Annotated in this window: 15 protein-coding genes; 3 read left to right on the plus strand and 12 right to left on the minus strand. The window is 55.1% G+C overall.

What is annotated here, in order from left to right; translation table 11 throughout:
• Positions 1 to 25 precede the first annotated feature (25 nt).
• The 10 genes from tolA to AC1MEA_RS00745 form a co-directional block, all read right to left on the minus strand.
• Entirely contained in the window at positions 26 to 1,117 is a 1,092-nt protein-coding gene (gene tolA / locus AC1MEA_RS00700) for a cell envelope integrity protein TolA (protein WP_219064263.1), read from the minus strand.
• Positions 1,117 to 1,572 (minus strand): protein TolR, encoded by a 456-nt coding sequence (tolR, locus tag AC1MEA_RS00705; protein ID WP_219064274.1) that lies wholly within the window; start codon positions 1,570 to 1,572, stop codon positions 1,117 to 1,119. The genes tolA and tolR overlap by 1 nt, the downstream gene beginning before the upstream one ends.
• Before the next feature lie 23 nt (positions 1,573 to 1,595).
• Positions 1,596 to 2,291: a protein TolQ gene (tolQ, locus tag AC1MEA_RS00710; protein WP_219064264.1), complete on the minus strand. Its 696-nt coding sequence runs from the start codon at positions 2,289 to 2,291 to the stop codon at positions 1,596 to 1,598.
• Positions 2,281 to 2,748, minus strand: a complete 468-nt coding sequence (gene ybgC, locus AC1MEA_RS00715; protein WP_480916360.1) for a tol-pal system-associated acyl-CoA thioesterase — start codon at positions 2,746 to 2,748, stop codon at positions 2,281 to 2,283. Before ybgC ends, tolQ begins: the two co-directional genes overlap by 11 nt.
• A 140-nt stretch (positions 2,749 to 2,888) precedes the next feature.
• Positions 2,889 to 3,944 carry a Holliday junction branch migration DNA helicase RuvB gene (gene ruvB, locus AC1MEA_RS00720; RefSeq protein WP_219064266.1) on the minus strand — a complete coding sequence of 352 codons (1,056 nt, stop codon included), beginning with the start codon at positions 3,942 to 3,944 and terminating at the stop codon, positions 2,889 to 2,891.
• Positions 3,945 to 4,553: a Holliday junction branch migration protein RuvA gene (gene ruvA / locus AC1MEA_RS00725; protein ID WP_219064267.1), complete on the minus strand. Its 609-nt coding sequence runs from the start codon at positions 4,551 to 4,553 to the stop codon at positions 3,945 to 3,947.
• Between the two features lie 115 nt (positions 4,554 to 4,668).
• A complete protein-coding gene (gene ruvC, locus AC1MEA_RS00730; RefSeq protein ID WP_219064268.1) occupies positions 4,669 to 5,193 on the minus strand; it encodes a crossover junction endodeoxyribonuclease RuvC in 525 nt (174 codons plus the stop codon).
• Between the two features lie 128 nt (positions 5,194 to 5,321).
• Entirely contained in the window at positions 5,322 to 6,068 is a 747-nt protein-coding gene (locus tag AC1MEA_RS00735) for a YebC/PmpR family DNA-binding transcriptional regulator (protein WP_480916361.1), read from the minus strand.
• A 123-nt stretch (positions 6,069 to 6,191) separates the two neighbouring features.
• Positions 6,192 to 7,967: an aspartate--tRNA ligase gene (aspS, locus tag AC1MEA_RS00740; protein WP_219064270.1), complete on the minus strand. Its 1,776-nt coding sequence runs from the start codon at positions 7,965 to 7,967 to the stop codon at positions 6,192 to 6,194.
• Between the two features lie 237 nt (positions 7,968 to 8,204).
• A complete protein-coding gene (locus AC1MEA_RS00745; protein ID WP_480916362.1) occupies positions 8,205 to 8,552 on the minus strand; it encodes a ribbon-helix-helix domain-containing protein in 348 nt (115 codons plus the stop codon).
• 1,259 nt (positions 8,553 to 9,811) lie between these two features.
• Here AC1MEA_RS00745 and AC1MEA_RS00750 point away from each other — a divergent pair.
• Entirely contained in the window at positions 9,812 to 10,417 is a 606-nt protein-coding gene (locus AC1MEA_RS00750) for a cold-shock protein (RefSeq protein ID WP_219061295.1), read from the plus strand.
• 68 nt (positions 10,418 to 10,485) lie between these two features.
• Here AC1MEA_RS00750 and AC1MEA_RS00755 read toward each other — a convergent pair whose 3' ends face one another.
• On the minus strand, positions 10,486 to 10,692 hold the full coding sequence (locus AC1MEA_RS00755; RefSeq protein ID WP_219061294.1) for a SlyX family protein: 207 nt from the start codon (positions 10,690 to 10,692) through the stop codon (positions 10,486 to 10,488).
• Entirely contained in the window at positions 10,689 to 11,120 is a 432-nt protein-coding gene (locus AC1MEA_RS00760; RefSeq protein WP_480916363.1) for an HIT domain-containing protein, read from the minus strand. Before AC1MEA_RS00760 ends, AC1MEA_RS00755 begins: the two co-directional genes overlap by 4 nt.
• 1,023 nt (positions 11,121 to 12,143) lie before the next feature.
• Here AC1MEA_RS00760 and AC1MEA_RS00765 point away from each other — a divergent pair.
• Complete coding sequence (locus AC1MEA_RS00765; protein WP_480916364.1) at positions 12,144 to 13,496, plus strand: OprD family porin; 1,353 nt, start codon at positions 12,144 to 12,146, stop codon at positions 13,494 to 13,496.
• A gap of 186 nt (positions 13,497 to 13,682) precedes the next feature.
• Positions 13,683 to 15,398 carry a proline--tRNA ligase gene (locus AC1MEA_RS00770; protein WP_480916365.1) on the plus strand — a complete coding sequence of 572 codons (1,716 nt, stop codon included), beginning with the start codon at positions 13,683 to 13,685 and terminating at the stop codon, positions 15,396 to 15,398.
• The last annotated feature ends 75 nt before the right edge of the window (positions 15,399 to 15,473 follow it).

Consider the following 15,473-nt stretch of genomic DNA (forward strand, 5'->3'; position numbering starts at 1 on the left):
ACAAGCAGTCCTCGAAGGATGTTAATCACGGAGCTAGATCCTCTGGTGTGAATGTCATCTTGAATGAGCGATAGGGTTGGAAATCGGCTGGCTTCATACCCTGCATTTCGGTCAAACGACCAATGTTTTTAACAGCAGCCACGGCCGAACTGTCGTAAGACGCATCGCCACTGGACTTGGAAACACTGACCGACGTCACCGTACCATCCGGCAACATATTGATCTGCAGCACCACTTTCATGCCCTTGCGCGCCGACGGTGGGCGAGCCCAACCTTCAGCAGCACGCGCACGAATCAGATCATCAAAGCTGCCCGCCGTTTCATCGCCCTGTTCATCTGCCAACGCCTGCTGCCGCTCCGTTTTATCGGAGAGCAATTCGGCCAAGGCTTGCGCCTTCTTGTCTTCAGCAGATTTACGTGCAGCCTCTGTTGCCTTTTTGGCAGCATCGGCAGTCGCTTTTTTCTTGGCGTCGTCGGTGGCTTTCTTTTTCGCGTCGTCAGCGGCTTTTTTCTTGGCGTCTTCCGCGACTTTCTTCTTCGCGTCATCGGCAGCCTGCTTCTTGGCCTCTTCAGCCGCGGCTTTCTTCGCGTCTTCTTCGGCCTTTTTCTTCGCGTCTTCTTCGGCTTTCTTCTTGGCTATATCAGCCAATTGTTTCTCTTCGACCTTTTTAGCATCAGCGGTCTTTTTGGCTTCGTCAGCTTTCTTGGCATCATCGGCTTTCTTGGCGTCATCAGCCTTCTGCTCAGCCTTTTGCGCGTCCTCAGCCTTTTTCTCTTCGGCTTTTTGAGCCGCTTCTTCTTTCTTTTGTTCCGCAGCTTTTACAGCTTCCTGTTTTAGCTGCTCGATTTTTTTCGTTTCCAGCTGCTCGACTTCAGTTTGCCGAGCAGCCGTTTTCTTCGCCTCACCGGCAATTTTCTGATTGGTCTGAGTCGTTGCCTGGCTTTTAGACTTCAACTGATACAGGGTCGCCTGAACGATAGGCCTGGCTTCCGGCAGATCCGGGGTCATGGCAAAGCTGACGAAGAGCATGCCAAATATCAGGATGTGCAGGGCCACAGCCCAGACGCTGGGCCAGAAGTAGCTTTCCGAGGCGGACGGCTCTCGCTGTTGGTGCATCAGGGCGCCTCGGTAATCAAGCCAACATTACCGACCCCTGCTTTCTGCAGCCCGCCCATTGCGCCCATTACAGAGCCGTAATCAACGGTTTTGTCACCACGGATAAAGACCTGGGTCTGCTTGCCGCTTTCACGACCGGCGCTGATGATTTTGGTCACCGCGCTGGTCATCTGAGGCAACGTCATGGCCTTGTCCATCTGTTTGTCAGTATCGACTTCACTGCCAAGGTTCCAGTAATAGGTCTTGTCAGCCTTGATCGAAATGGTCAGAACCTGAGTGTTGTTGTCCTGCGGCAAGGCCTCACTGGAGACTTTGGGCAGGTCGACTTTCACGCCCTGATTGAGCATCGGCGCGGTGACCATGAAAATGACGAGCAACACCAACATCACGTCGATGTAAGGCACCACGTTCATTTCGGCAACCGGCTTGCGACGTTTGCGGCGAACTCGAGCGATTAAAGCCATTGGGAATTACCTGCTCACTCTTCGCTGGTGTGCACTTTACGGTGCAGGATCGCCTGAAACTCATCGGCGAACGTGTAGTAACGACTGATCAACAGTTCACCGCGAGCGGCAAAACGGTTGTAGGCGATTACTGCCGGGATAGCGGCGAATAGACCAATAGCGGTTGCGACCAAGGCTTCGGAAATACCCGGTGCAACAGTCGCCAGGGTGGCTTGCTGGACGGTAGCCAGACCACGGAAGGAGTTCATGATCCCCCATACTGTACCGAACAAACCGATGTAGGGGCTGGTGGAGCCGACGGTCGCCAGGAAGGGCAAGCCTTGCTCCAGTTTCTCTTCCTCACGGGAAATGGCCACGCGCATGGCCCGAGCCACGCCTTCCATGACCGCATCAGGATCGACGCCTGGCTGCTGACGCAGACGGGAGAACTCCTTGAAACCGGCGCGGAAAATTTGCTCAACGCCTGAGTCAGGGTCTGGATTGCTCCCGGCCTGACGGTAGAGTTTGGACAGATCGATACCCGACCAGAAGCGCTCTTCAAAGCTCTCCAGTGCACGACGAGCTGCGCGCAGCATATTGCCACGCTGAAAAATCACGACCCACGAGGTGATTGAAGCACCCACCAGGATCAGCATGACCAACTGAACAACGATGCTGGCATTGCTGACCATACTCCACATGGAGGAATGGTCGACGACGTTAGCTTCCACGCTTTATCTCCTGCTCAAAATGTGTACCCGCGCCGCTCTGGCCGGCAAAGGCCGCACGCAAAGCTTCGGGAATGGCCCGGGGTTTCAAACTATCGGCGCGTACACACGCCACCAGAAACTGCCCCTCACAGAGCAGTGTTTCATCCGCAGCCCGCCTGACCTGCTGCCGAAATCGCAGGCTGGCGCGGTTCAATTCAATGACTTCAGCGCTTATCAACAGCTCATCGTCCAATCGCGCCGGCTTGTGATAGCGCGCCTCGCTGGAATGCACAACGAACAGCAAGTTCTCCCCTGCAAGCTCCGACTGAGCAAAGCCCAGCTCCCGTAGCCGCTCGGTTCGAGCCCGCTCCATGAACTTCAAATAGTTGACGTAGTAAACGATGCCGCCAGCATCGGTGTCCTCGTAATAAACGCGACAGCGATGTGCGAACGACTGAACCCCGTTTTGCGCGCGCATACTCTAGTGCTTACTCCTCAGATTGCCAATCAGCCAGGCAACTGTTTTTCATTGTTTTTCAGCTAATTGCCAACCAGATCGGCACATCAGCCTGTCAGACCACCAAAAACCCGAATAAATCGGTGCCTTGATAGTTTTAATTATTCGTCCCCATCGGCGACAAAATCGCTGGCCACCGGCATATCCCCCATCCGCGACGGGATGTTCAAACCAAAGTGCAGGTAGGCGTGCCGGGTAACGACACGTCCACGAGGGGTACGCATGATATAGCCTTGCTGGATCAAATAGGGCTCGAGTACGTCTTCAATCGTGTGCCGCTCTTCGCTGATCGCTGCAGCGAGGCTGTCGACACCCACCGGGCCGCCATCGAACTTCTCGATCATCGTCAGCAATAGACGCCGATCCTGGTGGTCGAAACCACGCTCATCAATGTCCAGCAGGTTCAGCGCCAGGTCGGCAATCGGTTTGGTGATATGACCCGTGGCACGCACTTCTGCGAAGTCACGCACACGGCGCAGCAAGCGGTTGGCGATACGCGGCGTGCCCCGAGCACGACGGGCAATCTCATAGGCACCCTCGGGCTCGATTGGCAGCCCCAGAATACCGGCCGAACGCATGACGATGGTCGCCAGATCAGCAGTGTTGTAGAACTCCAGACGCTGAACGATGCCGAAGCGATCACGCAGCGGGTTGGTCAACATGCCCGCGCGCGTAGTGGCCCCCACCAGCGTAAACGGTGGCAAATCGAGCTTGATCGAACGCGCAGCAGGGCCTTCGCCGATCATGATGTCGAGCTGAAAATCTTCCATCGCCGGGTACAGCACTTCTTCGACGATAGGCGAGAGCCGATGAATCTCGTCGATGAACAGCACATCGTTGGGTTCGAGATTGGTCAATATCGCCGCCAGATCACCGGGACGTTCAAGCACCGGCCCCGAGGTACTCTTGATGGAGACTGACATCTCCTGGGCAATAATATGCGCCAGAGTGGTCTTACCCAGACCCGGCGGGCCGAAAATCAAGGTGTGGTCCAACGCTTCGCTACGTCCACGCGCAGCCTGGATGAACAACTCCATTTGCTCGCGCACGGTGGGCTGTCCAATGTAATCGGCCAGGCTTAATGGACGGATTGCACGATCCAGTTGCTCATCACGGTCACGCCCCGTGGAGGTTATCAAACGGTCAGCGTCGAGCACTTAAGCCATTCCTTTCAAAGCACGTCGAATCAGATCTTCACTGCTCAAATCTTTTTCCTTGATCGCAGAAACCGCCTTGCTGGCTTCCTGAGGTTTGTAACCCAGGGAGATCAGTGCACTGACCGCATCGGCTTCGGCCGTCGCCACCAGTGGCGCGGCGTTAGGCCCGCTTGCAACCAGGGTAAAGGTCCCCGGCAAGGATTCCCACGCTTTGAAACGATCCTTGAGCTCGACCAACAAACGCTCGGCGGTTTTCTTGCCGACGCCCGGAATCCGGGTCAAGGCCGAGGTGTCCTGCGCCTGAACACAGCGGACCAACTCATCGACTTCCAGGCCGGACATCAGCGCCAATGCCAGTTTCGGACCGACACCATTAAGGCGAATCAGCTCACGGAACAGTTCACGCTCGCGCTTTTCGAAAAAGCCGTAAAGCAGGTGAGCATCCTCACGAACCACCAGATGGGTGTGCAAGGTCACCGGTTCGCCTACATGGGGCAGCCGATACAGCGTCGTCATGGGCACTTCCAGCTCATAGCCGACGCCGTTGACATCCAGCACCAGGTGCGGCGGATGTTTTTCAGCCAAGAAGCCGCGTAACCGTCCAATCACGTATCAGATCCTTTTTCGTGGCCCGTCATAAGCATGACGTTGGCACAAATAATGGTCGCAATCATTACAGGAGTGAGAAGACCTGCAAGCTAAAAAGTTTGAGCCGATGATGCTATCAGAGACGCAGCCGCCCGCCGCGACTGCGTGCGGTATTCAAGCCGTGCGGTATCAGACTCGAGCGCGTATGTGCATGGCACAGCGCGATAGCCAGGGCGTCGGAGGCATCGATCTGAGGTTTCGTCGTCAGTTTGAGCAAATGCATGACCATCATCATCACCTGCTCTTTATTGGCGCCACCGGTCCCGGCCACCGCCTGTTTGACCTGCGTCGCGGTGTACTCGGCGATTTCCAGGCTCTCTTCAGCACCGGCAACAATGGCCGCGCCACGCGCCTGACCGAGCTTGAGCGCGGAGTCGGCATTACGCGCCATAAACACTTTTTCGATGCCCATAGTCACAGGACCGTACGTCTGAATGACCTCACGCACACCACGGTACACAATCTGCAAACGCTCGTGCAGCAGACCGCTGCCGGTACGAATGCAGCCCGAGGCAACGTACACACAGCCGCGACCGGTGTCCCGCACCACGCCATAGCCGGTGATTCGCGAACCGGGGTCGATACCAAGAATAAGAGTCATAACGCCTGCAGCTTAATAAGTGACGCACACAATTGAACGCAGCATAAAGGCAGAAGCCGGAGGCCGATAGCACGTGAATATCACGGCGTCGTACCTCCGGCCTCAAATGTATTACCGACAGACACCTGTCAGCCGAGCTGCTCCATGACCTCGTCCGGGATTTCCGCGTTGGAATAAACGTTTTGCACGTCATCCAGATCCTCGAGCATGTCGATCAGCTTGAGGACCTTTTCAGCCGTTTCCAGATCGAGTACAGCGCTGGTCGTCGGCAACATAACGATTTCCGCGTCGAGCGCCTTGAAACCGGCAGCCTCCAGCGCATTCCGCACGGCATAGAAACCCGAGAAGGAGGTGAACACATCGATGGAGCCATCGTCATGGGTGACCACGTCATCGGCATCCGCTTCCATCGCGGCTTCCATAAACGCGTCTTCATCAACGCCCGGCGCGAAGGAAATCTGCCCTTTACGGTCGAACAGATAAGCCACCGAACCATCAGTACCCAGGTTGCCGCCGCATTTTGTGAACGCGTGGCGAACAGCTGCGGCAGTGCGGTTGCGATTGTCAGTCATGGTTTCGACCATGACGGCCACACCACCCGGACCATAGCCTTCGTATCCGAGCTCTTCGACATCATCACCTTCGGCAGCGCCAGCACCTCGCGCCACGGCACGATCGATAGTGTCGCGCGTCATGTTCGCACCCAGCGCCTTGTCCAATGCCAGACGCAGGCGCGGGTTCGACCCTGGATCACCCCCGCCTTGACGGGCAGCGACCGTCAGCTCGCGAATCCACTTGGTGAAAATCTTGCCCTTCTTGGCATCCTGACGCTCTTTGCGGTGCTTGATGTTCGCCCACTTAGAATGACCTGCCATAACTCGCTCCGAATTCTTTTTGAAACACGCTCACCTTTCGCTCAATGAACAGGAGCAAAAAGCTTCAACAAAATCAGGACCCGACCCAGGGCGCATCATCAAGATGATGCGCCCTGCTCAGCATCACTCAGCCTTGGGCTGCTCGCGCAAACGGATGTGCAGCTCGCGCAATGCCTTGGCATCAACCACGCCTGGGGCCTGGGTCATGACATCGGCAGCGCTCTGGGTTTTCGGGAACGCGATCACTTCACGGATCGATTGGGCGCCGGTCATCAACATCACCAGACGGTCCAGACCAAAAGCCAAACCACCGTGCGGTGGCGCGCCGAACTTCAGAGCGTCGAGCAGGAAGCCGAACTTCTCTTGCTGTTCGTCTGCTTCGATACCCAGCAGACGGAAGACCGCTTGCTGCATTTCCTTGCGGTGGATACGGATCGAACCGCCGCCCAACTCGGTACCGTTAAGAACCATGTCGTAGGCGCGGGACAATGCCGTAGCCGGGTTGGCCTCGAGTTCTTCAGGGCTGCATTTAGGTGCAGTGAACGGGTGATGCAGCGCGCTGAAGCTGCCGTCATCGTTCTCTTCGAACATCGGGAAGTCGACAACCCACATCGGTGCCCACTCGCATGTGTGCAGCTTCAGGTCGTTACCAACCTTGATCCGCAATGCGCCCAAGGCTTCACTGACGATCTTGGATTTGTCTGCACCGAAGAACACGATGTCGCCATCAACGGCACCCACACGGTCAAGAATCACCTTGAGGTTTTCCTCAGGGATGAACTTGACGATTGGGGACTGCAAGCCTTCGGCACCCTTGGCGCGTTCGTTGACCTTAATGTAAGCCAGGCCTTTAGCGCCGTAGATGCTGACGAACTTGGTGTAGTCGTCGATCTGACTGCGCGGCATGCTCGCGGCACCCGGTACACGCAGGGCGGCGACACGACCTTTAGGATCGTTGGCTGGACCGCTGAACACCTTGAACTCCACGGCGTTGAGCTGATCGGCAACATCGACCAGTTCCAGCGGGTTACGCAAGTCCGGCTTGTCGGAACCATAACGACGCATGGCTTCTGCGAACGTCATGTGCGGGAAGTCGCCGAATTCCAGGTCCAGCACTTCTTTGAACAGCTGACGAATCATCTTCTCGGTGATACCGATGATGTCTGCTTCGTTCAGGAAGCTGGTCTCGATGTCGATCTGGGTGAATTCCGGCTGGCGGTCAGCACGCAGGTCTTCATCGCGGAAGCACTTGGCGATCTGGTAGTAACGATCGAAGCCAGCGACCATCAGCAACTGCTTGAACAGTTGTGGCGATTGCGGCAAGGCAAAGAAACTGCCTGGGTGGGTACGACTCGGTACCAGATAGTCGCGAGCGCCTTCCGGTGTAGCGCGGGTCAGGATCGGCGTCTCGACATCGAGAAAGCCGTTTTCATCCAGATAGCGACGGATGCTGGTGGTGATGCGCGAACGCAGACGCAGCTTTTCAGCCATTTCCGGACGACGCAGATCGATGAAGCGATAACGCAGGCGCGTTTCTTCACCGACGTCGGAGAACTCGTTCAGCGGGAACGGCGGTGTTTCCGACTCGTTCAGCACTTCGAGCTCATAGCCCAGCACTTCGATACCGCCGGACGCCATGTTCGCATTAACTGCGCCGGCAGGACGTGCACGCACCTTACCGGTGATCTTGACCACGTATTCGCTGCGCACGCGATCGGCGGCAGCGAAGGTGTCAGCGCGATCAGGGTCGAACACCACCTGAGCCAGGCCCTCACGATCACGGATATCGAGGAAAATCACCCCGCCATGATCACGACGACGGTGGACCCATCCGCAAAGGGTAATTTCCTGACCTTCCAGGCTCTCGTTCAGTTGGCCGCAATAATGGCTGCGCATCATGATGGTGTTTTCACTTCTCGTAATTCGAAATTCGGTGGAGCTCTCGCCCTTCGCTTGCGCTCAATAGTGCAAGAGCCTTGGCGTGCAGTTCAACCCGTCCGGCCTGCGCCCCGTAGTAAGGCGGGGGATTATATAGGGTTAATTGACACTGTGCAGCCGCCCGACCTGATCACGTCAACATATGTGCCTTCCACCTGACGAGAGCCCTGCCTGCAGACCGTGAGCGCCCGGACGGGGTCACGCCAGGACCGAGGAAAGCGCTGTCACATCGTTTTTTTGCACATGAGCGACGCACACCACCCGAATCAGCCCACTGAAATTTTTCACACCGCCATGGCGTAGATGCACTTCTCGATCGACATAAGACAGGACCGCATTGACCGAGCAACTATTGGAACGGGCAATATCGGCCAAAATCCCCCAATACACTTCCTCCAAGCGTAAACATGTCGCCAACCCGTTCAAGCGAACCGACCTCGAGTGAGGACGCGCAAGGTTCATATTAAAATCCTCAACAAAGGGATCGTCTTGTATTTTTCCGTAGCGGCCAGGATCTTGTAGCGTACGCCCACTGCGTCGAATCATTACAGCCTCCTTCACGTGCTGTCCATCTAATGCACATAAACTGGACATCAATAAATATAAAACCCACCTTTATGTAAAGCCAATTGAGGACTTCTAGCCAGCAGAACAAACACACCAAGTCTGTAGGACATCACTGCATTTCAGTGAGGATTATTGAGCGCAGTTAACTCGCCAATCTACCCCCTGTACGACGCCCGCTTAACGATCCAGGTGATTGACTGCATAACCCCGTCAGGCAGGATAAATAGCCATTCCCCTACACGCGCCTTTCTCGAGCCGAAGGCAATGAAAACAAAGGGGGAGCCACGTGCGGCAAGCTCTCGGTGTCAGGACCACACACTCGAAGCCTCGATGTTTTTTAGGAGAGGACGTAGACCGACAATAAAGAAGGAACGAGCACACCACGCTAATTAATGTTATTCATGAAAACAACGCCAATTGCAAACTGTCATTACTTTATTTCAAGTAGCGAACGAAGTATTCTTGCGAATTTTTCATGGGCGCACTGAGACTAATCCAACACATCAGCGGCCGCTTCATCATTCACTTTATCGACCCTCTGAAACATGCTCCGCACCGCTCATTGCACCGCCTTTTAAAACACCACATGCAGGAGGCTAAACACCGAAACCCTGACGCGCAAATAAACGTTATGTGTTTTAAAATAAATGACATGCGTGTCTGATAGCTGACAAAAATACCGTCTATCATCGACTAACGATCTTCTTCGCCACTGCCGATATCGACCGCCACTTTCCCCCCTTTTATTTTATAGGATGGTTTTACCAACCCGATGCAGGACTGCGCTACAAAGAGAACCCGCACAGTACAGCCTCCCATCGGTCTGACGCCCTACAGTCAAAAAAGCCCTTTCTCGCAAAAGGCCGCAAACGCCGAAAAATCGTTGCTTAAAAGGGTGGCGTCACAGGCAAACCGACGAACAGCCGCCTCGCTTTCCGGAACGAACCGACTGCCGTCCCTCACGATCCTGACGGCGACCGCTCTAAACCAGCTATCGGCAAGCAAACCACCGCCCCGCATCAAACTATCTGGGCATCAGGACTCAAGCAGCGCTAAGCGGTTGATTTGAGTAGCCCTCGGCTTTGCTGTTAAATAGACGCGTGTCGCTACTGACGTGCCGCTTGGCTGTAGCGCATAGGCTGACTCACCGTTCGTGCATTACGCCTCCTATTATTCAGAAGCGTACCGAGCGTAATCAGCTATTTCCTCGTGATCCGTCTTAATGTGAGTTTATTAAAATGTTGAAAATCGTCCACTTGCTAACAGGTGCAGCTGCCCTGCTCCTTTCCTTCATCCCTAGCCTGCGTAGTGAAGCCCTGTCTTCTTACCTCCTGCAACCCGATGCGCTTTACCTGGCGCTTTTCGGCTTACTCAACCTGTTACTTGCCCCCGTCATCCCTTACTGGAATAGAGGCCCACGTCATCAGCTGCAAAATCTGGTCAGCGGTCTTCTCGTGCTTGCCGTCATCCTTCAAACCTTGACCCTGCTTGTTCCACTGCAAACCATTGCTGGCCAACCGGCGATCATTGTCAGCCTGATCAGCGTCCTTATTGCAGTGCTGCTGCATTTGGCCGTCAGCTTCTATCAATCGTCACCTTCGCCTGCTGCACAAAGCCACGACATGACCAACCGCGATACCGGGACCGTCAAGTGGTTCAACACATCCAAAGGGTTTGGCTTCATTTCCCGCGACTCCGGCGATGATATTTTCGTCCACTTCCGCGCTATTCGGGGCGAAGGCCATCGCGTACTGGTAGAAGGCCAGCGCGTAGAGTTCTCTGTGATGAATCGCGATAAAGGCCTGCAAGCCGAAGATGTGATTGCAGCACTGCCACGTCGCTAAAATCACCCCCACCAAAAAAAACCCGCCTCTCTTTACGAGATCGCGGGTTTTTTATCGGCCAGAAAAAATCAGTAGTGCGGAGGCGGCGCCTCCTCCTCGAACGTATCGAACTGATTGCCGGCTTCTTCCTGACGTTTAAGCAGTGCAGCCATCTGCAACTGCAAACGCTCGACCACACGCTGCTGGGTGACCAGAACATCATTGAGCGACTGAATCGTGTCGTCCTGGAAGGCCAATCGACTTTCCAACTCGTTAATACGCTGTTCAAGGCTCATGCGTGTTCCTCCTCGAAATGGAAATCATCTGTCAATACCGACTGTAAGCGATCGCGGAGGGCAGACAGTTGTTGGCCAGTATAAGGCTGTGCCGGATGCTTACCCCAAACAGGCGCGGGCCACGCTGCATCTTCCCGATAACGAACGATAACGTGCATATGTAGCTGGCTAACGATATTTCCCAATGCCGCGACATTGAGCTTGTCGGCATTGAATGCATCGCTGAGTGCTTTCGAGAGCGCAGTGGTCTCCTGCCACAGTTGCAACTGATCCGCCGCGTCCAACTGGAACAATTCACTGATGTCTGCACGGCGCGGCACAAGAATGAACCATGGGTAATTCGAATCATTGGATAACAACAAACGACACAAGGGGAAATCGCCAAGGGGCACAGTATCTTGCGCCAGACGCGGATCTAGAACGAACACCGCAAAACTCCTGATCAACTGGTTAGTTTTTAGCTAGACGCCCCGAACTGCGGAGTCATCCAGCAATACCCCGCAGGATACGCGGGAATGGGTCGTCATTCACTGCCCACCCTCAATCTGGACACCCTGGCGACCCACGCAGGCCAGCCTGCACACTGGGCCACAGACCAAAAACCCTGAAAGACACCCGCAGGGCGCGCGCAACGGCCATCTGCACTGATTTGGCACACTACGCCCCTCTCGGCAAGGCCTGATACTGCCCTTTGAATGTAGATCAGTTTCCAGTCAGACAGCCCAAAAAGATGCTGCCTGGTCATTTTTCGGCAACAAAAGGTCAGCGAAACTGCCGTCCCTGCGCCTTATAGTCGCCCCCAAGGACCTAACATCAAGCACGCTCGTAACACCGCGCACCAAAAAGACTCACTTTTCCTTTCAACCCAGCGCCACCCATGCTGAATCTACCCAACACGTCAGACCGACCGGTAACGCTTTCAAGGCCCTCAGCGGGTTGTCACGCATTTTCCAGTTTTTTTCTCTAAAAAAACATGAAATAAAAACAATAAAAATCAATCACTTAATGAAAAAACCAAGCTTAGGAATGATGATTTGTGAAAAAAATGTCATCGTTTATGATCTTTGTGCACGGTTGTTGCTTTGTCACACACCAGAGTCCACCAGAGTGCTCGGTACCCAGAAAGCACCTCAGGAGATGAATAAAAACGGCAGCGCATGATTCAGGGAGTGTTTGAACGGCTGTGCATAGAATATTTTTACCTATGCTTAAGCCCTCAAAAAATACCGCCGTAGTTGTGGGGTTTGATAACAGGAGCTACACAATTGCGACATGGACAACCTACATTTGCGACACCGCCGCACAGATACCGAAAGGATAGGTTTGTAACTATCGCCAACATGGTCAGCGTGATATAAGTTTGCGCCGACACAAAAAGAAAGAGCCTCCCAGATAAAAAAACAGGTGGGATGGCGGCAACTCTTCTTAAAAAACCAAAGGAGCAAATCACGATGAGAGTGATGAAGTGGAGCGCAATCGCCCTAGCAGTTACTGCGGGCACTACTCAGTTGGCAACGGCGGCAGCCTTCGTCACTGACCAGGCTGATAGCAAGGGCTTTGTACAAGACACCACGCTGAACCTGCTGCTGCGGAACTACTATTTCAACCGCGACAACAAGGGCCATGATGCCGATGGTACTCCCCACAATGACTCTGTTGACTGGACTCAAGGCTTCCGGGCTAACTTGAGCTCCGGCTTTACCCAGGGCACTGTCGGTTTCGGTGTTGACGCTTTCGGCGACCTGGGCATCAAGCTCGACGGCGGCGACGGTCACACCGGCACTAACAATACCGCTCTGAGCTCCGATGACAAAACTCAGGGCAGCATGGGTAAAGCCGGCGCAGCACTGAAGGTCCGCATCTCGAAAACCATGCTGGAAATCGGTCAGCAACAGCCGACCACCTCCCCAGTATTCGCTATCGGCGGTTCGCGTCTCTTGCCGCAAACTGCTACCGGCGTCACGCTGATGAGCAGCGAAATCAGTGGGCTGGACGTAGAAGCAGGTCACTTTACCTCCGCATCCAGCGAAAGCCAGATGAACAGCGACGGCGAATTGTGGGCTGCATATACTAACGTAAGCGCCAAATCAATCGACTACGCTGGCGGCAAGTACGCCATCACTGACAGCCTGTCGGCTTCTTTATACGGCTCCAAGCTGGAAGACGTCTGGAAGCAGTACTACGCCAACTTGAACTACATCGTGCCCCTGTCTGACACTCAGTCATTGGCGTTTGACTTCAACTACTACAACACCCGCGATACCGGCAGCGCTAAAGCTGGCGGCATCACCAACAACACGTTCTCGCTGCAGGCTGCATATTCATTCTTGACCGCACACACTGTAACCCTTGCTTTCCAGAAAGTTAACGGTAACTCGATGTTCGACTACGTCGGTGTGGGTGACAACAACCGTGGTTCAGACTCGATTTTTCTCGCCAACTCCATCCAATACTCCGACTTTAACAGCCCGGGTGAAAAATCGGCTCAGGCCCGTTATGACCTGAACATGGCTAGCTTCGGCGTTCCAGGTCTGACCTTTATGACCCGTTACGTTTACGGTTGGGATATCGACTACACCAAAATCAGCGCCGACAGCGCTTACTACAGTGACTCTCGGGCCACCGCAAACGACGTGAAACACCACGAGACCAACCTGGAAGCCAAGTATGTTGTCCAGACTGGTCCCGCCAAGGATCTGTCGTTCCGTATCCGTCAGGCTTGGCACTCTGCCGACGCCGCACAGATCGACGGCGACCACAATGAGTTCCGCCTGATCGTCGACTACCCGATTTCGGTTCTGTAATCACAGTCCGCGTCTCGTAATCAAAAAACCCGGCTCAGGCCGGGTTTTTTTACGCAGTTTTTCCAGGCAACATTTTTTAAGCTGGCAGAACACCGTTCGTTGTACCAGCCTTACCCTGTACGCAACGGGATCACCCCCGTACAATGCGAGGTCATTTCTAGTCTCAGCAACCGACAACGGCCTACCATGCGTACCAGTCAATATTTGCTCGCCACACAGAAAGAAACCCCTTCCGATGCAGTCGTCGTCAGCCACCAGCTGATGCTGCGTGCCGGCATGATCCGCAAGCTCGCTTCCGGCCTTTATACCTGGCTCCCCATGGGCTTGCGGGTTTTGCGCAAGGTCGAAGCTGTCGTTCGTGAAGAGATGAACGCTGCTGGCGCGCTCGAAGTATTGATGCCTGGCATCCAGCCTGCTGAGTTGTGGCAGGAATCAGGGCGCTGGGAACAGTACGGCCCAGAATTGCTGCGCATGAAAGATCGACATAACCGTGAATTCTGTGCGGGCCCGACCCACGAAGAAGTCATCACCGATCTGGCACGCAACGAGCTCAATAGCTATAAGCAGCTGCCAATCAACCTGTATCAGATCCAGACCAAATTCCGCGATGAAACCCGCCCACGCTTTGGCGTGATGCGTGGCCGCGAATTCATCATGAAAGACGCGTACTCCTTCCATGTCGACCAGGCTTCGCTTCAGGCTACCTACGACCGGATGCATCAGGCGTACTGCAACGTATTCACGCGCCTGGGCCTGAACTTCCGCCCGGTCGAAGCCGATAACGGCTCCATCGGCGGCGCGGGCTCTCATGAGTTTCACGTACTCGCCGAGTCTGGCGAAGACGACATCGCGTTCAGCGACAGCTCCGATTACGCCGCGAACATTGAGAAAGCCGAGGCCGTTCCGCGCGAACAGTCACGCCAGGCACCCACTGAAGAACTGCGCCTGATCGACACACCAAACGCCAAGACCATCGCGCAACTGGTGGAAGGCTTCAACCTGCCGATTGAAAAGACCATCAAAACCCTGGTGGTCCATGCAACTGAAGAAGGCAAATTGATCGCGCTGATCATTCGTGGCGACCACGAGCTCAACGAAATCAAAGCCGCCAACCTGCCACAGGTCGCCAGCCCGCTGGTCATGGCGTCCGAATCCGAACTGCGTGACGCCATCGGCGCTGGCGCAGGGTCGCTTGGCCCGTTGAATCTGCCACTGCCTTGCATCATCGACCGCTCCGTCGAACTGATGAGCGATTTTGGCATCGGCGCCAACATCGACGACAAGCACTACTTTGGCGTCAACTGGGAACGCGACCTGCCGGTTCCCGCCGTGGCCGACCTGCGCAACGTGGTAGCTGGCGACCCAAGCCCGGACGGCAAGGGCACGCTGGAAATCAAACGTGGCATCGAAGTCGGGCACATTTTCCAACTGGGCACCAAGTACAGCGAAGCCTTGAAGTGCCAGGTGCTTGGCGAAAACGGCAAGCCTGTAACCCTGACCATGGGCTGTTATGGCATTGGTGTTTCTCGCGTGGTGGCAGCCGCCATCGAGCAGAACAACGATGAAAACGGGATCATCTGGAACGATGCCCTGGCACCTTTCCAGATTGCCCTGGTGCCATTGCGCTATGAAACCGAGGCAGTGCGCGAAGCAACCGACACGCTGTACGCCGAACTGACCGCAGCCGGCTTTGAAGTGCTGCTGGATGATCGCGACAAAAAAACCAGCCCCGGCAATAAATTCGCAGACATGGAACTGATCGGCATTCCGCACCGCATAGTGGTCAGCGACCGCGGCCTTGCAGAAGGTAACCTTGAGTACAAGAGCCGTACCGAAGCTCAGGCGCAAGCCTTGCCTGTGGCCGACGTCCTGTCCTTTCTTCAAGCCCGCATCCGCCGCTGAGTCCGGGGCGCGCACGTGAAAGCGTGTGCGCCCTCGCCATCGACGCATGACAAGGCAAGACCCGCATTTTCCGTA

Source organism: Pseudomonas sp. ASL8 (assembly GCF_056680355.1).

Coding starts and splice junctions, on each gene's coding strand:
- tolA (WP_219064263.1), bottom strand. CDS start 1,117: ATGCACCAACAGCGAGAGCCGTCCGCCTCGGAAAGCTACTTCTGGCCC.
- ybgC (WP_480916360.1), bottom strand. CDS start 2,748: ATGCGCGCGCAAAACGGGGTTCAGTCGTTCGCACATCGCTGTCGCGTT.
- ruvC (WP_219064268.1), bottom strand. CDS start 5,193: ATGACTCTTATTCTTGGTATCGACCCCGGTTCGCGAATCACCGGCTAT.
- AC1MEA_RS00735 (WP_480916361.1), bottom strand. CDS start 6,068: ATGGCAGGTCATTCTAAGTGGGCGAACATCAAGCACCGCAAAGAGCGT.
- aspS (WP_219064270.1), bottom strand. CDS start 7,967: ATGATGCGCAGCCATTATTGCGGCCAACTGAACGAGAGCCTGGAAGGT.
- AC1MEA_RS00745 (WP_480916362.1), bottom strand. CDS start 8,552: ATGATTCGACGCAGTGGGCGTACGCTACAAGATCCTGGCCGCTACGGA.
- AC1MEA_RS00750 (WP_219061295.1), top strand. CDS start 9,812: ATGTTGAAAATCGTCCACTTGCTAACAGGTGCAGCTGCCCTGCTCCTT.
- AC1MEA_RS00755 (WP_219061294.1), bottom strand. CDS start 10,692: ATGAGCCTTGAACAGCGTATTAACGAGTTGGAAAGTCGATTGGCCTTC.
- AC1MEA_RS00765 (WP_480916364.1), top strand. CDS start 12,144: ATGAGAGTGATGAAGTGGAGCGCAATCGCCCTAGCAGTTACTGCGGGC.
- AC1MEA_RS00770 (WP_480916365.1), top strand. CDS start 13,683: ATGCGTACCAGTCAATATTTGCTCGCCACACAGAAAGAAACCCCTTCC.